Origin of the sequence: Palleronia pelagia (genome assembly GCF_900110115.1) — a bacterium.
GTDB classification, from domain to species: Bacteria; Pseudomonadota; Alphaproteobacteria; order Rhodobacterales; family Rhodobacteraceae; genus Palleronia; species Palleronia pelagia.
The window spans coordinates 57,896-72,574 of the sequence record NZ_FOCM01000009.1; the positions used below are offsets into that span (position 1 = coordinate 57,896).

12 protein-coding genes are annotated in these 14,679 nt (G+C 69.2%); 10 read left to right on the plus strand and 2 right to left on the minus strand.

Annotated features, from left to right (window positions below):
- Positions 1–47 precede the first annotated feature (47 nt).
- Both ppsR and BMX96_RS16550 read right to left on the minus strand, forming a co-directional pair.
- Complete coding sequence (ppsR, locus tag BMX96_RS16545) at positions 48–1,463, minus strand: transcriptional regulator PpsR (RefSeq protein WP_091846488.1); 1,416 nt, start codon at positions 1,461–1,463, stop codon at positions 48–50.
- 31 nt (positions 1,464–1,494) lie between these two features.
- On the minus strand, positions 1,495–2,271 hold the full coding sequence (locus BMX96_RS16550) for a cobalamin B12-binding domain-containing protein (RefSeq protein ID WP_091846489.1): 777 nt from the start codon (positions 2,269–2,271) through the stop codon (positions 1,495–1,497).
- 242 nt (positions 2,272–2,513) lie between these two features.
- Here BMX96_RS16550 and bchF point away from each other — a divergent pair, with 242 nt between their 5' ends.
- The 10 genes from bchF (at position 2,514) to puhC (ending at position 14,674) form a co-directional block, all read left to right on the plus strand.
- Positions 2,514–3,008, plus strand: coding sequence for a 2-vinyl bacteriochlorophyllide hydratase (bchF, locus tag BMX96_RS16555; protein WP_091846490.1), 495 nt, complete (start codon positions 2,514–2,516; stop codon positions 3,006–3,008).
- Positions 3,009–3,013: 5 nt separating this feature from the next.
- Positions 3,014–4,288, plus strand: a complete 1,275-nt coding sequence (locus tag BMX96_RS16560; protein ID WP_091846548.1) for a ferredoxin:protochlorophyllide reductase (ATP-dependent) subunit N — start codon at positions 3,014–3,016, stop codon at positions 4,286–4,288.
- Between the two features lie 46 nt (positions 4,289–4,334).
- The gene (bchB, locus tag BMX96_RS16565; RefSeq protein ID WP_073127634.1) at positions 4,335–5,894 is read left to right on the plus strand and encodes a ferredoxin:protochlorophyllide reductase (ATP-dependent) subunit B; all 1,560 of its coding nucleotides are present in this window, start codon (positions 4,335–4,337) and stop codon (positions 5,892–5,894) included.
- Positions 5,884–9,441, plus strand: a complete 3,558-nt coding sequence (locus tag BMX96_RS16570; protein WP_091846491.1) for a magnesium chelatase subunit H — start codon at positions 5,884–5,886, stop codon at positions 9,439–9,441. The genes bchB and BMX96_RS16570 overlap by 11 nt, the downstream gene beginning before the upstream one ends.
- A 103-nt stretch (positions 9,442–9,544) precedes the next feature.
- Positions 9,545–10,465 (plus strand): ferredoxin:protochlorophyllide reductase (ATP-dependent) iron-sulfur ATP-binding protein, encoded by a 921-nt coding sequence (gene bchL, locus BMX96_RS16575; protein ID WP_073127638.1) that lies wholly within the window; start codon positions 9,545–9,547, stop codon positions 10,463–10,465.
- Positions 10,465–11,280, plus strand: a complete 816-nt coding sequence (gene bchM, locus BMX96_RS16580) for a magnesium protoporphyrin IX methyltransferase (protein ID WP_236737107.1) — start codon at positions 10,465–10,467, stop codon at positions 11,278–11,280. The genes bchL and bchM overlap by 1 nt, the downstream gene beginning before the upstream one ends.
- Positions 11,277–12,704 carry an MFS transporter gene (locus tag BMX96_RS16585; RefSeq protein WP_073127642.1) on the plus strand — a complete coding sequence of 476 codons (1,428 nt, stop codon included), beginning with the start codon at positions 11,277–11,279 and terminating at the stop codon, positions 12,702–12,704. Before bchM ends, BMX96_RS16585 begins: the two co-directional genes overlap by 4 nt.
- Positions 12,705–12,716: 12 nt before the next feature.
- Positions 12,717–13,472, plus strand: a complete 756-nt coding sequence (gene puhA, locus BMX96_RS16590; protein WP_073127644.1) for a photosynthetic reaction center subunit H — start codon at positions 12,717–12,719, stop codon at positions 13,470–13,472.
- A gap of 68 nt (positions 13,473–13,540) precedes the next feature.
- A complete protein-coding gene (gene puhB / locus BMX96_RS16595) occupies positions 13,541–14,176 on the plus strand; it encodes a photosynthetic complex putative assembly protein PuhB (RefSeq protein WP_091846492.1) in 636 nt (211 codons plus the stop codon).
- A gap of 12 nt (positions 14,177–14,188) precedes the next feature.
- The gene (puhC, locus tag BMX96_RS16600) at positions 14,189–14,674 is read left to right on the plus strand and encodes a photosynthetic complex assembly protein PuhC (protein WP_091846493.1); all 486 of its coding nucleotides are present in this window, start codon (positions 14,189–14,191) and stop codon (positions 14,672–14,674) included.
- Positions 14,675–14,679: the final 5 nt, after the last annotated feature.

The following is a 14,679-nucleotide window of genomic DNA, read 5'->3' on the forward strand; positions in this document are numbered from 1 at the left end:
ATCATTCCTTTCCTTGGATCGCGATTTCAGGAGGGCCCGAGGGCGGCTCAGTCGTCGTTGCGCGCCAGCAGGCCGTATTTCCGCAACTTCACGTAGAGCGACTGGCGCGAGAGGCCCAGCATTTCGGCGGCCGCAACGCGGTTGTTGCCGGTCAGCTCGACCGCGGTCTCGATGCACATCTTCTCGACCACGTCCGAGGTTTCGCCCACCAGCTCCTTCAGCGAAGCGGTGCCCACCAGTTCGCGGATCGAGCGCATGGTGTCGTCGTCCACCCCACCGGGCGCGGCGCGGGGGGCTTCGTTGCGGGTGCCGTCGCGCAGGATGAATCCCAGCATCGGGCTTTCTGCGTCGTCGAGATAGCTGACCGAGATCTCGACCGGCAGTTCGACGCCCACGTCGGTCCGGAACCGGGTCGCGTAAAGCTTGATCTGGCCGTTGCGCACCGCGTTGTCGGACATCACCTTCAGGTCGACGCCGCCCCGCACCAGGAAATCCGACAGGTTCCGGCCCAGGGCCAGCCCGGAATTGTCCAGGTCCGCCAAATCGAGGAAGCCGTCATTGGCCGACACGATCTGTCCCGACCGGTCGGTGACCACGATGCCTTCCGCGCAGCTGTCATACAGCCGCGCCAGGTTGTCGTTCAGGGCCTGGGTCCCGGCGGCGGCATGGTCGGCGCGGTCCATCCGGCAGACCAGCATCCGCTCGCCGGCCGCGCGGAACAGCGTGACGCCGACCATCAGCGGCGTGCGCGTGCGCCGCGCCGTCAGTTCGGTCCGCGCGGCGCCATCGCTGCGCCCCGCGCGCGCCAGCTGGTCCAGCACGTCGGTGCCCGCGCCGCCCGTCAGCTCGTCGGCGAAGGCGGCGCCTTTCAGGTCCTCGACCGATCCCCCCAGGATCTGCGCGGCCGATCCGTTCAGGTCGGTGATACGCCCGGTGTTCAGCGCGACGAAGGCGATGGCGTCGCGGCTGATATCCAGCAGCACGCGCATCCGCGTGGCGATGTCGCGGTTCAGCTCGTAGTCCCGCTCCAGCGCCAGCTGGGCTTCGACCAGCTGCTGCTGCATCTCGGCGATGGGGCGCAGGTCGCGGCCCAGAAGCAGGATGGCGCCGTCCGGCCCGACCTGGTGAAAGCTGTAGCGGATGGGAAATTGCAGCCCGGACGAACCGCGGTGGTTCAGCTCCAGCGGTTTGTCGTTCTCGACCCCGCTGGCGAACTCGGCCAGGCGGCGCTCCAGCTTGGTGGCCGACTCGGGCGTCAGCACCTCGCGCATGTCGAGCCCGTTCCAGTCCTCCTGGACGTCGAGCCCCTTCTGCTGCGGGTTCACCAGCACCGAAAGGATCTGTCCCATGTCCGAGACGACCACGGCGATGTCCGAGGCCGACGAGATGATCGACCCCAGCAGATCGGGAGCGATCAGCGGAATGGTCCCGGTGGACCAGTATTTCGCACCGCGCGAGGTCATGGCGTCTTTGGTACTGTTGAGGCTCTGCGGATCATGGCGCAGTGCCTCGATCGTCTGTCTGACAGCACATCGACAGAGCGATTGTCAAATCGTTCGTGGCGTGCGCGGCGCCAGTCAGCCGCGTCACCGTCTCGGGGCCCGCGCCCAGGATGGCGCCGCCGACGATCAGCGGCACCCGCGCGGGCAGGACGGCGGACAGCCTTTGCACCAGGTCGCGGACCGGGGTCAGGTCGTCGCTTTCGGCGACCGACATCATGATGCCGTCGAAACGCCCGGCGCGCACGGTTTCGACCACCTCGCTCGCGGGGCGGCCCAGCATCAGCCGCACCGAAACGCCCACGCGGCGCATCTGGCCGGTCAGGACCATGGCGCCCAGGGTGTGATACTCGTTTGCCAGCACCAGGACCGAGATGTCGCGTCCTTCGGCATCGGTTCTCTCGCCCTTCTCCGGCACCAGGTCGCGCACCATGGCTTGCAGCCGGGCCGCGCCGATCGAAACGTCGGCGAAGCTCATCTCGTCGTCGCACCAGTCGTCGCCCATGCGCCGCGCCACCTGCGGCACGTAAAGGTCGCAGATGTCGTCGCGGCTGATCCCGGCCTCTTCCATGCGGTGGATCAGGTCCCAGCGGCGGGATTTGTCGGGCGATGCGATGGCGGCGCGCATTTCGGACAGGAACGTCTCGGATAGGGGCGGGCGGCTGGCCCGGCGCGCGGCAAGGACCGCCAATGCCTTTCGCGCCAGCGCATTGACGCCGGGTCCGCTTTCGCGCTGCGGGGGCGATGCCGGTTTCAGGTTTCGGGCCGTCATAGGGATGCGAGCCTTTCGCGACCGTCCGTTACGTGTCCAGGGGCGCGAACGATCCCCTTCACTGTCTGCCCTCGACTGTAAAATGTCAAAGCCAATTGACAGAAGGGCCGCGGACAGTCCCGCAAATTGTGTTGAAAAGCCGGCCGGTCAAGGCTGCATGGGATTTCACAGCCTGACAGGCGTCAGTTTTCAAAGTGTAAGTTTGAGTTGACACTTTTGGGGTCGAATGCTCATGGTAAGGCATGACCGATGCCCAGATTCCCGCGGCCGGGGCGGGCTCGACCCACCCGCCGCTTTACACGCCTGCCGAGCGCGCCCGCCGTGACGCAAGCCCCTGGACGTTGGTCCAGGGCGTTCTGGCGCCGCTGCAATTCGCGGTCTTCCTGGTCTCGCTGGCGCTGGTGCTGCGCTATCTCGCCACCGGCGAGGGCTACGCCGTGGCCACCGCGTCGATCGTGGTGAAGACCGGCGTGCTCTACCTGATCATGGTGACCGGCGCGATCTGGGAGAAAGCCGTGTTCGGCCAGTACCTGCTGGCCCCGGCCTTCTTCTGGGAAGACATGTTCAGCTTCGCCGTGATCGCGGTGCACACGCTGTATCTCGTGGCTCTGTTCGGTGGCTGGTTCACGCCGCAGGCGCTGATGCTGACGGCGTTGCTGGCCTACGCGCTCTACGTGGTGAACGCCGCGCAATTCCTGCTCAAGCTGCGCCGCGCGCGCCTGGACGGCGCGCTGTGACCCAGATGCCCAAGCCCCCCGCCACCGGCTGTGGCGCTGCGCCCGTCCTGAAGGAGCGCGGCCAGCGCGAGGTCTTCTGCGGCCTGACCGGCATCATCTGGCTGCACCGCAAGATGCAGGACGCCTTCTTCCTGGTCGTGGGCTCGCGCACCTGCGCGCACCTGCTGCAATCCGCCGCCGGCGTGATGATCTTCGCCGAGCCGCGATTCGCCACAGCCATCCTCGAGGAGACGGACCTGGCGGGCCTCGCCGACGCGCAGGACGAACTCGACAACCAGGTGGCGCAGCTCCTTGCGCGCCGTCCCGATATCCGGCAGCTGTTTCTCGTGGGCTCGTGCCCGTCCGAGGTCATCAAGCTCGATCTCGGCCGCGCGGCCGAACGCCTGAGCGCGGTGCATGCCCCCCATGTTCGGGTGCTGAACTATTCGGGGTCGGGGATCGAGACGACCTTCACCGAGGGCGAGGATGCCTGTCTCGCCGCCATGGTGCCCGCGCTGCCCGAGGCGAACGCGAAATCCCTGCTGATCGCCGGTGCCCTGCCTGATGTGGTCGAGGACCAGATGCTGGGCCTGCTGCGCGCCATGGGAATCGAGGACGTCGCCTGCCTGCCCGCCCGCCGGGCCGAAGACCTGCCCGCAGTGGGCCCCGAGACCGTGGTCGCCCTGGTCCAGCCGTTCCTGGGCGAGACGCTTGCCGCGCTCACCCGCCGCGGTGCGCGCCATGTCGAGGCGCCTCTGCCCTTCGGCGACGAGGGGACGACCGCCTGGCTCTGGGCCGTGGCGCGCGAGATGGGCGTCGACGCCGACACCTTCGCGCGGGTGACCGAGGCGCCGCGCGCCCGGGCCCGGCGCGCCATCGCCGCGGCGTCCGAGACCCTGAACGGCAAGTCGGTCTTCTTCTTCCCCGACAGCCAGCTGGAAATCCCCCTGGCGCGGTTCCTGACCCGTGAATGCGGCATGGACGCGGTCGAGGTCGGCGCGCCCTTCATTCACCGTGCCATCGTCGGCCCGGACCTCGACCTGCTGCCCGAGGGACCGACGATCAGCGAAGGCCAGGACGTGGACAAGCAGCTGGACCGCGCCCGCGCCGCGCGGCCCGACCTGACGGTCTGCGGGCTGGGCTTGGCCAACCCGCTCGAAGCCGAGGGTCTGACGACCAAGTGGGCCATCGAGCTCGTCTTCACGCCGGTCCATTTCTACGAACAGGCGGGCGATCTCGCCGGTCTGTTCGCCCGCCCACTGCGCCGCAAGGAAAAGCTCCGGCTGGAGGCGGCGGAATGACCCATTCCATCACTGGTCTCCAAATACTCGACGCGAGCCGCACGCCATGAAGCTCAGCGTCTGGACATATGAAGGCCCGCCCCATGTCGGGGCGATGCGCGTCGCCACCGGGATGCGCGGTCTGCACTATGTCCTGCACGCGCCCCAGGGCGACACCTACGCCGACCTTCTGTTCACCATGATCGAGCGGCGCGACCGCCGTCCGCCGGTGACCTACACCACGTTCCAGGCGCGCGACCTCGGCTCGGACACCGCCGACCTGTTCCGCACCGCCTGCGAGGACGCCGTGGCGCGCTTCCGGCCCGAGGCGATAATCGTCGGCGCGTCCTGCACGGCCGAGCTGATCCAGGACGACCCGGGCGGCATGGCAGAAACCATGGACCTGGGCGGGATCCCGGTGATCCCGCTGGAACTGCCGTCCTACCAGCGCAAGGAAAACTTCGGCGCGGACGAGACGTTCTACCAGGTCGTCAAGCGGCTCGCCCAGCCGATGGAGCGCACGGCCCGTCCCACGGTCAACATCCTCGGGCCCACCGGGCTGGGCTTCCGCCACCGCGACGACGTGGCCGAGATCACGGGCCTGCTGGCCGACATGGGGATCGAGGTGAATGTCTGCGCCCCCATGGGCGCCACCCCCGCGGACATCGCGCGACTGGGCGCGGCGCATGCCAACGTGCTGCTCTACCCGGAAACGGGCGAGACGGCCGCGCGCTGGTGCGAGAAGACGTTGGGCCAGCCCTTCACGAAAACGGTGCCGATGGGCGTCGGCGCCACCCGCGATTTCATCGCCGAGATCCGCGCAATGCTGCCCGATGCGCTCGCCCCCAGCGAGGCGGGGCTGCGCCTGCCCTGGTACTCGGCCAGCGTCGACAGCACCTACCTGACCGGCAAGCGCGTGTTCCTGTTCGGCGACGCGACCCACGTGATGGCGGCCGCCCGGATCGCCCGCGACGAGATGGGGTTCGAGGTCTGCGGCATGGGCTGCTACAACCGCGAATTCGCGCGGCCCATGCGCGCGGCGGCCAAGGAATACGGGCTGAGCGCGCTGATCACCGACGACTATCTCGAGGTCGAGCGCGCGATCGAGGACGCCGCGCCCGAGATGATCCTCGGCACGCAGATGGAACGGCATATCGGCAAGCGGCTCGGCATCCCCTGCGCCGTGATCTCGGCCCCCGTCCACGTGCAGGATTTCCCCGCCCGCTATTCGCCCGTCATGGGGTTCGAGGGCGCGAACGTGATCTTCGACACCTGGGTGCACCCGCTGGTCATGGGGCTGGAAGAGCACCTGCTGCACATGTTCCGCGAGGATTTCGAGTTCCACGATGCCGCCGGCCCGTCGCATCACGGCGGCAAGGCCGTCGCGCGGGCCGAGGACGCCGGGGGCCAGCCCCCGGACCCCCGGAGTATTTCGGGACCAGTGATGGAAGAGACCGGCGCGGACGTGGTGACGTGGCTCGCCGAGGCCGAGCGTGAACTGAAGAAGATCCCGTTCTTCGTGCGCGGCAAGGCGCGCCGCAACACCGAGACCTTCGCGGCCGAGCGCGGCGTGCGCGAGATCAGCGTAGACACGCTTTACGAGGCGAAGGCCCATTATGCGCGATGACCTTGGCCATATCGACGCGGGCTACCGCATCGCCATCGTGACGCTGGACGCCCACGCCGCGGGCCCGGCCGCGCGGGTTCTGCCGCGCATGTCGCGCGACTTTCCGGGCCTGTCTGTCAGCGTGCACGCGGCCGCCGAATGGGCCGAGACGCCCCACGCGCTGGACGCCGCGCGCGAGGCGGTGCGCCATGCCGATATCGTCATCGTCACCCTGCTGTTCCTGGAAGAGCATATCTCGGCGATCCTGCCGGACCTGAAGGCGCGGCGCGATCATTGCGACGCCATGATCGGCATCGTGGCCGACCAGCAGATCGTGAACCTGACACGCATGGGCAGCCTCGACATGGCCAAGCCCGCCTCGGGCGTCATGGCGATACTGAAGAAGCTGAAGCCCAAGGCCGGCAAGCGCGCCTCGGGCGAAGGCCACATGAAGATGCTGCGCCGGATCCCGCGGATCCTGCGCTACCTGCCCGGCAAGGCGCAGGACCTGCGCGGCTATTTCCTGACGATGCAATACTGGCTGGGCGGCTCGGACGACAATGTCGAACAGATGCTGCGGCTGGCGATCTCGCGCTATTCCAGCCAGCGTGGCTGGCGTGGCGCAGCGGTGGCCGACCCGATCGAGTATCCCGAGGTGGGGCTTTACCACCCCGACCTGGCCGATCACCGCATCACCACCGAGGCCGCCGAATTCCCCCGGCCGGAGGGCGCGCGCGCCACGGTCGGGCTGGTCATCCTGCGCAGCTATGCGCTGGCCTCGGACACCGCGCATTACGACGCCGTCATCCGCAGCTTCGAGGCGGCGGGCCTGGCCTGCGTCCCGGTGTTCTCGGGCGGGCTGGACGCGCGCCCGGCGATGGAGCGGTATTTCCGCGACGCGGACGGTCACGTCTCGGTGGACGCCATCGTGTCGCTGACCGGTTTCTCGCTTGTGGGCGGGCCCGCCTACAACGACAGCGACGCGGCCGTCACGACGCTGGGCGGCTTCGACGTGCCCTACCTCTCGGCCCATCCGCTGGAGTTCCAGACGCTGGGCCAGTGGTCCGACAGCCGCACCGGGCTGGGACCGGTCGAGACGACCATGCTGATCGCCTTGCCCGAGATCGACGGGGCGACCAACCCCACCGTGTTCGCGGGCCGCCACGGCGCCGATGGCTGCGCGGGCTGCGCCCATCGCTGCCGTAACGGATCTGAGGTGAAAGCCATGGCGCCCTGCCACGAGCGGATCGCGGCCCTGACCGAGCGGGCCGGGCGGCTCGCCCGCCTGCGGCGGCAGGAGGCGGCCGAGCGCAAGGCGGCGATCGTCCTTTTCGGCTTCCCGCCCAACGCCGGCGCCATCGGCACCGCCGCCTACCTGTCGGTGTTCGAGAGCCTGTTCAACACGCTGCACGCCATGAAGGCCGAGGGATACGAGCTGGACCCACCCGAAAGCGTGGACGACCTGCGGCGGCTGGTGCTGGAGGGCAATGCCGCGCAATACGGGCAGGAGGCCAACGTGGCCGCCCGCGTCAGTGCCGACACGCTGGTGCGCCGCACGCCCTGGCTGGCCGAGATCGAGTCGGCCTGGGGCCCCGCGCCGGGCAAGGTTCAGAGCGATGGCAGCGGCGTCTTCGTGCTGGGCCACCGGTTCGGCAATGTCTTCGTCGGGGTGCAGCCCGCCTTCGGCTACGAGGGCGACCCCATGCGCCTGCTGTTCGAGCGCGGCTTCGCCCCGACCCACGCGTTCAACGGTTTCTACCAGTACCTGCGCGAGGATTTCGGCGCCGACGTGGTCCTGCATTTCGGCATGCATGGCGCGCTCGAGTTCATGCCCGGCAGACAGGTGGGCATGGGCGCGTCCGACTGGTCGGACCGGCTGATGGGCAACCTGCCCAACGTTTACCTCTACGCCGCCAACAACCCGTCCGAGGCGACACTGGCCAAGCGCCGCTCGGGCGCGGTCTGCGTCACGCACCTGACCCCGCCGCTGGGGCAGGCGGGGCTTTACAAGGGCCTGGCCGAGTTGAAGGACAGCCTTCAGCGCTGGCGCGCGGGTGACGGCGGTGCCGAGCTCGAGGCGTTGATCGAAAGCCAGGCGGCGGCGGTGGATCTTGGCGGCGTGGCACCCGGCGATTTGTGGCTGAAGCTGCTGGAGTTCGAGGACGCGCTGATCCCCGACGGGTTGCACGTGGTGGGCCGCCCCATGGGCGACGACCAGCGAGCGCGGCTTCTGGACCTGCTGCCCGACCAGTCCGAGGAGGGCCGCGCGGCGCTGGACGCCAAGCTGCGGCAGCAGACCGAGATCCCCGCGCTGATGGCGGCGCTGGGCGGGCATTACATCGCGCCGGTGCCGGGCGGCGACCTGATCCGGTCGCCCCAGATCCTGCCCACGGGGCGCAACATACACGCGTTCGACCCGTTCCGGATGCCGACCGCCTTCGCGATGGCCGACGGCGCCAAGCAGGCGCAGCTGCTGCTGGAGACCCATAAGACCTTGCCCAAGACCGTCGCGCTGGTGCTGTGGGGGTCGGACAACATCAAGTCCGACGGCACGCCCATCGCCCAGGCGCTGGCGCTGATGGGCGCGCGGCCGCGCTTCGACGGCTACGGACGGCTGTGCGGGGCAGACCTGATCCCGCTGGCCGAACTGGGCCGTCCGCGCATCGACGTGGTGATGACGCTGTCGGGCATCTTCCGCGACCTGCTGCCGCTGCAGACCCGCATGCTGGCCGAGGCCGCGTGGAAGGCCGCGACGGCCGAGGAACCGCTGGATCAGAACTTCGTCCGCGCCCATGCCCTGGCCTATGCCGAGACCATGGGATGCGATCTCGAGACGGCGGCTTTGCGCGTCTTCTCGAACGCGGAAGGGGCCTATGGCTCGAACGTCAATCAACTGGTGGACGGGTCCAGCTTCGACGACGAGGACGAGCTGGCCGATGCCTACGAGGCGCGCAAGAGCTTTGCCTACGGACGGTCTGGCAAGCCCGCCGCGCAATCGGCGCTGCTGCAGCGCGCGCTGGGCGACGTGGACCTGGCCTACCAGAACCTGGAATCGGTCGAGCTTGGGGTCACCAGCGTCGATCACTACTTCGACACGCTGGGCGGCATCTCGCGCGCGGTGAAGCGCGCCAAGGGCGGCCAGTCGGCGCCTGTCTATATCGGCGACCAGACCCGCGGCGCGGCCAAGGTGCGCACCTTGCAGGACCAGGTCGCGCTGGAGACACGGTCGCGCAGCCTGAATCCCCGCTTCTACGAGCCGCTGCTGAAGCACGGGGCCGAGGGCGTGCGCCAGATCGAGGCGCACGTGACCAACACGCTGGGCTGGTCGGCGACGACCGGCGAGGTCGAGCCGTGGGTCTACCAGCGGCTGAGCGAGACATTCGTGCTGGACGAGGACATGCGTCGGCGGCTGTCGGAGCTGAACCCGGTGGCGTCGTCGCGCATGGCGGGGCGGCTGCTGGAGGCGTCGGACCGCAACTACTGGCAACCCGACGCCGCGACGCTCGACGCGCTGCAGATGGCGGCGGACGAACTCGAGGACCGGATGGAAGGGATCGCGGCGGAATGACCGGGCGACGCGCATTCGGAAAGGCCGGACCGGGGCTCTGCCCCGGACCCCGGAGGTATTTAGGGAAAGATGAAGGACGGACCGTTCTTCGGGAAGGTGAGCGATGAGCCCCAGAGACGACGTGACCACCCTGCGCAAGGCGGCCGGCGTGCCCCGGCTGGGCGAAGACGGCGAAGGCTCGGTGCAGGTGCACCAGGACGCCAGCATGAAGATCGAGGGGGCGAAGGTCTTCTCGGTCTATGGCAAGGGCGGGATCGGCAAGTCGACCACCAGCTCGAACCTGTCGGCGGCGTTCTCGAAGCTGGGCCACCGGGTGCTGCAGATCGGCTGCGACCCCAAGCATGACAGCACCTTCACGCTGACCGGCAAGCTGCAGCCCACGGTGATCGACATCCTGAAGGAGGTCGATTTCCACGCCGAGGAACTGCGCCCCGAGGATTTCGTGACGACGGGCTTCAACGGCGTGCAATGCGTCGAGGCGGGCGGCCCGCCCGCCGGCACCGGCTGCGGCGGCTACGTCGTGGGCCAGACGGTCAAGCTGCTGAAGCAGCACCACATGCTGGAGGACACCGACGTGGTGATCTTCGACGTGCTGGGCGACGTGGTCTGCGGTGGCTTCGCCGCGCCGTTGCAGCACGCGGACCGCGCGGTGATCGTGACGGCCAACGATTTCGACAGCATCTACGCGATGAACCGGATCATCGCGGCGGTGCAGGCCAAGGCCAAGAATTACGGCGTCCGGCTGGCGGGCTGCATCGCCAACCGCTCGCGCGACACCGACGAGGTGGATCGCTATTGCGATACCGTCGGCTTCAACCGGATCGCGCACATGCCGGACATCGACGCGATCCGCCGGAGCCGCCTGAAGAAGAAGACGCTGTTCGAGATGCCCGACGAGGAGGACATCGTCGCGGCGCGGGCCGAGTACATCCGGCTGGCCGAGAAGCTCTATGCCGGGACCGATCCACTGGCGCCCGCGCCGTTGCCCGACCGCGAGATCTTCGAGCTGCTGGGATTCGACTGATGAACATGCACGCCCCGTCCACCGACCGTACCGCCACCGTGCCGCCCGCGTCCCGCGCGGGTGCAGGGGGCGTGCACGGCGGGGCCGACGGCGTGCATACCGTGTCCACGGGCCGTACACCGCCGGTGCACGGCGCGCAGGGCGGAAGGCCGACGGCGTATGATGCCACGCGCGACCGGGTCGAGCGGTATTTCGACGGAAGTGCCACCAAGGTTTGGGAGCAGCTGACCAGCGATGCCGAGGTCAGCCGCATCCGCGCCACCGTGCGGGCCGGGCGCGACCGGATGCGCGCCGTGATGCTGGGTCAGTTGCCCCGGGACCTGCGCGGCGCCCGCGTTCTGGATGCCGGCTGCGGCACCGGTGCGGGGGCGGCGGCGCTGGCCGCGCGCGGCGCCGACGTGGTGGCCATCGACATCTCGCCCCGGCTGGTCGAAATCGCCGCGCGGCGCCTGCCGGAGGGTCTGCCGGGACAGGTCGAGTTCCGCGCGGGCGACATGCTGTCGGCCGAACTGGGCCGCTTCGACGCGGTGCTGGCGATGGATTCGCTGATCTATTACGGCGAGCGGGACCTGGTGGCGGCGCTGGACGCGCTGTCGGCCCGTAGCCCGCGGCTGGTCTTCACCGTCGCGCCGCGCACGCCCCTTTTGATGGCCATGTGGCAGGCCGGGCGCCTGTTTCCGAAATCCGACCGCTCGCCCAGCATGGTGCCCCATTCGGCGCGGCGGCTGGCCGCCCGCGTATCTGGCGATCTGCGCCCGGTCGAGCGGGTGAGCTCGGGGTTCTACATCTCGCACTGCCTGGAGGTCGCGGCATGAGCCTGAAGCACCTCAGCCTGAAGGCCCTGCCATTCGCGGACGCGGCGAGCGAGGGGCTGCCCCTGGGCCAGCTTCTGCGGTTGTCGCTGTTCCAGGTGAGCGTCGGCATGGCGAGCGTCATGCTGCTGGGCACCCTGAACCGCGTGATGATCGTCGAGCTGGGGCTGGCCGCCACGCTGGTCGCGCTGATGATCGCGCTCCCGGTGCTGATCGCGCCGTTCCGCGCGCTGCTGGGCTTCCGCTCGGACACGCATCGCAGCGCGCTGGGCTGGAAGCGCGTGCCCTACCTGTGGTTCGGCAGCCTTTGGCAGATGGGCGGGCTGGCGCTGATGCCCTTCGCCCTGCTGGTGCTGGGCGGCGACACGGTGCACGACGTGCCCTTCGCGGGCGAGGTGCTGGCGGCGCTGGCGTTCCTGATGACCGGACTGGGGCTGCACATGACCCAGACCGCCGGTCTGGCGCTGGCCAGCGACCGGGCCGATGACGCCACGCGGCCCCGGGTCGTGGCGCTGCTTTACGTGATGTTCCTGCTGGGCATGGGCGCGAGCGCGCTGATCCTCGGGGGGCTGCTGGCCGAGTTCTCGGCTCTGCGGCTGATCCGGGTGGTGCAGGGCGCGGCTGTCGCGACGCTGGTGCTGAACCTGGTCGCGCTGTGGAAACAGGAGAAGGTGCGTGCCATGAGCGCCGCCGAGCGTGCCGAGCCGCGCCCCAGCTTCCGCGATGCCTGGGCCGATTTCGCCAGCGGTGGCGATGCCGGGCGGCTTCTGGCCGTGGTCTTCGTCGGCACCGTGGCCTTCACCATGCAGGACGTGCTGCTGGAGCCCTATGGCGGCGAGATCCTGGGCCTAAGCGTCGGTGCGACGACCGGGCTGTCGGCGGTCTGGGCCGGTGGCGCCTTGCTGGGCTTCGGCCTGGCGGCGCGCTGGCTGGCGCGCGGGCTGGACCCGTTCCGCATGGCGGCGCGGGGCATCCTGCTGGGCGTTTGCGCGTTTTCGAGCGTCGTGTTCTCGGCGCCCATGGATTCGCCCGTGCTGTTCGTTCTGGGCGCCTTCGGCATCGGGCTGGGTGGCGGGCTGTTCGCCATCGCCACGCTGACCGCGGCGATGACGCTGCCCGCGCGCGGCGTGGCGGGCCGGGGCCTGGCGCTGGGCGCCTGGGGCGCGGCGCAGGCCACGGCGGCGGGTGTCGCCATCGGGCTGGGCGGCGGGATCCGCGACGCGGTGTCCGGCTGGGCCGCCACGGGCGCGTTCGGCGATGCCATGGGCGCCTCGGCGCTGGGCTATACCACCGTCTACCACATCGAGATCGCGCTTCTGTTCGTCACGCTGGTGGTGCTGGGGCCGCTGGTGCGGCTGTCCTTCGTTCACCCCGTTCCCGCAACGCAATCGGACGGCAAGCTTGGTCTTGCCGATTTTCCAACCTGAGAGGAGGACATCATGGTCGGTGTCACGTTTTTCGGAAATTTCGATCTGGCCAGTGCCGCCATCTGGGGCTTCTGGCTGTTTTTCGCCCTGCTGGTCTACTACCTGCAGACCGAGAACATGCGCGAGGGCTATCCGCTCGAGACCGAGGACGGCGACATCGCGCCGAACCAGGGTCCGTTCCCGGTGCCGTCGCCCAAGACCATCGAGCTGCCCCACGGGCGCGGGTCCTACACGGTTCCCTCGGCCGAGAACGAGGCCGCGCACCGGCGCGAGAACCTCGCCATGGCCCGCACGGCCGTGGGCGAGGGCTTTCCGCACAAGCCCACGGGCGATCCGCTGATCGACGGGGTGGGCCCGGCCTCGTGGGTGCCGCGCCGCGACGTGCCCGAGCTTGACGGCCACGGCCACCCCAAGATCAAGCCGATGGACGGCATCGACGGCTTCTTCGTCAGTGCCGGACGCGATCCGCGCGGCCTGCCGGTGGTCTGCCGCGACGACAAGGTCGTCGGCACCGTCACCGACATGTGGATCGACGAGGCCGAACAGCTGGTCCGCTATGTCGAGTTCGAGCTGGAAGCCGAGTTCGGCGGCGGCAAGAAGCTGGCGCCCATGACCATGGTGAAGATCAAGCCGCGCTGGCTGGATATCACGTCGCTGGACAGCCACCGCATGGCCCAGATCCCCGGCATCGCCACGCCGGGCCAGATCAGCCTTCTGGAAGAAGAGAAGATCATGGGCTTCTTCGGGGGCGGCAAGCTTTACAGCTGAGCGATGACGGCGCGCGCGGAATAGCCACCGCGCGCGACATCCCGGGGACTGACAGAGGGAGAGACACCATGTCCTACAAGGACGATCCGGACTTCAAGTTCGAGCCCGTGCCGGGCCTGCCCGAAGCCTTGCCCGAGGGCGAGCGCATCCTGTGGCAGGGCCGTCCCGAGACCACCGCGCTGGCGCGGTCGTCCATGGGGCTGACCTGGATCGCGGGGTATTTCGTGCTGCTGTCCTTTGCCCGCGTCGCGGCCTCGTCGGTCGAGATGGGATGGGCGGGGGCCGCGCCGCTGGCCATCCCGTTCCTGGGCCTGGGTGTCGTGGCCTGCGCCATCATCTGGGGGATCGCCTGGGTGCAGGCGCGCGCCACCCTTTACACCATCACCACCCACCGCGTGGCCATGCGGGTAGGCGCGGCGCTGACGCTGACGCTGAACCTGCCGTTCCGCCGCATCGCGACGGCGCAGATCGCGGACGCGCCGGGCGGCACCGGGACCATCGTCTTCGACACCGAGGGCGAGACGCGGCTGAGCTATCTGGTGCTGTGGCCCCATGTCCGGCCGTGGCACATGAAGAAGGTGCAGCCCGCGCTGCGCTGCATTCCCGACGCCCGCGCCGTGGCCGCGATCTTTGCCGAAGCCGCCGAGATCCGCACATCCGAGCCGCAGATCAGCCGCGCGCCCACCGCCGTCGCGGCCGAATAGGGGGACCAGACCATGCCGAGCAACCGTATCGACACCGGCCTGTATTTCGACGCCGAGGCCCGCGAGATGGCCCGCCGCGACCGCGAGATGATCCCGCGCGGCCTGCTGATCGCGATGGTCAGCCTGGCGCTGGGGGCGCTGGCGCTGGCCACTTACGCGTCGGTCACTGACCGCGTCCCCTCGGCCCAGCCGCAGCCCGCCGCGGTCCTGGAAAGCCGCACCTTTTCGCTGGATGGCGACGGCGTGGCCGTCAGCGCCGTCCAGCCCGACGGCACCGTCCTTCTCGATACCGAGAACGGAGCCTTCATCGCCGTGGTTAACGATGCCCTAACGCGGGTGCGTCTAGTCCATGGAATCAAGGGCAATCCGCCCGTCACGCTGTCGCGTCTCGCCAACGGGCGGCTCGTGCTTTCAGACCCGGCCACGGGCTGGAGCGCCGAACTCACCTCCTTCGGGGCGGGCAATGCCCGTCACTGGGCGGTGCTGTTCGACAACTGAGAAAG

Bases quoted from the DNA above. Each gene is read 5' to 3' on its own strand.
- ppsR (WP_091846488.1), bottom strand. From the start codon at position 1,463: ATGACCTCGCGCGGTGCGAAATACTGGTCCACCGGGACCATTCCGCTG.
- BMX96_RS16550 (WP_091846489.1), bottom strand. From the start codon at position 2,271: ATGACGGCCCGAAACCTGAAACCGGCATCGCCCCCGCAGCGCGAAAGC.
- bchF (WP_091846490.1), top strand. From the start codon at position 2,514: ATGACCGATGCCCAGATTCCCGCGGCCGGGGCGGGCTCGACCCACCCG.
- BMX96_RS16560 (WP_091846548.1), top strand. From the start codon at position 3,014: ATGCCCAAGCCCCCCGCCACCGGCTGTGGCGCTGCGCCCGTCCTGAAG.
- bchB (WP_073127634.1), top strand. From the start codon at position 4,335: ATGAAGCTCAGCGTCTGGACATATGAAGGCCCGCCCCATGTCGGGGCG.
- BMX96_RS16570 (WP_091846491.1), top strand. From the start codon at position 5,884: ATGCGCGATGACCTTGGCCATATCGACGCGGGCTACCGCATCGCCATC.
- bchL (WP_073127638.1), top strand. From the start codon at position 9,545: ATGAGCCCCAGAGACGACGTGACCACCCTGCGCAAGGCGGCCGGCGTG.
- bchM (WP_236737107.1), top strand. From the start codon at position 10,465: ATGAACATGCACGCCCCGTCCACCGACCGTACCGCCACCGTGCCGCCC.
- BMX96_RS16585 (WP_073127642.1), top strand. From the start codon at position 11,277: ATGAGCCTGAAGCACCTCAGCCTGAAGGCCCTGCCATTCGCGGACGCG.
- puhA (WP_073127644.1), top strand. From the start codon at position 12,717: ATGGTCGGTGTCACGTTTTTCGGAAATTTCGATCTGGCCAGTGCCGCC.
- puhB (WP_091846492.1), top strand. From the start codon at position 13,541: ATGTCCTACAAGGACGATCCGGACTTCAAGTTCGAGCCCGTGCCGGGC.
- puhC (WP_091846493.1), top strand. From the start codon at position 14,189: ATGCCGAGCAACCGTATCGACACCGGCCTGTATTTCGACGCCGAGGCC.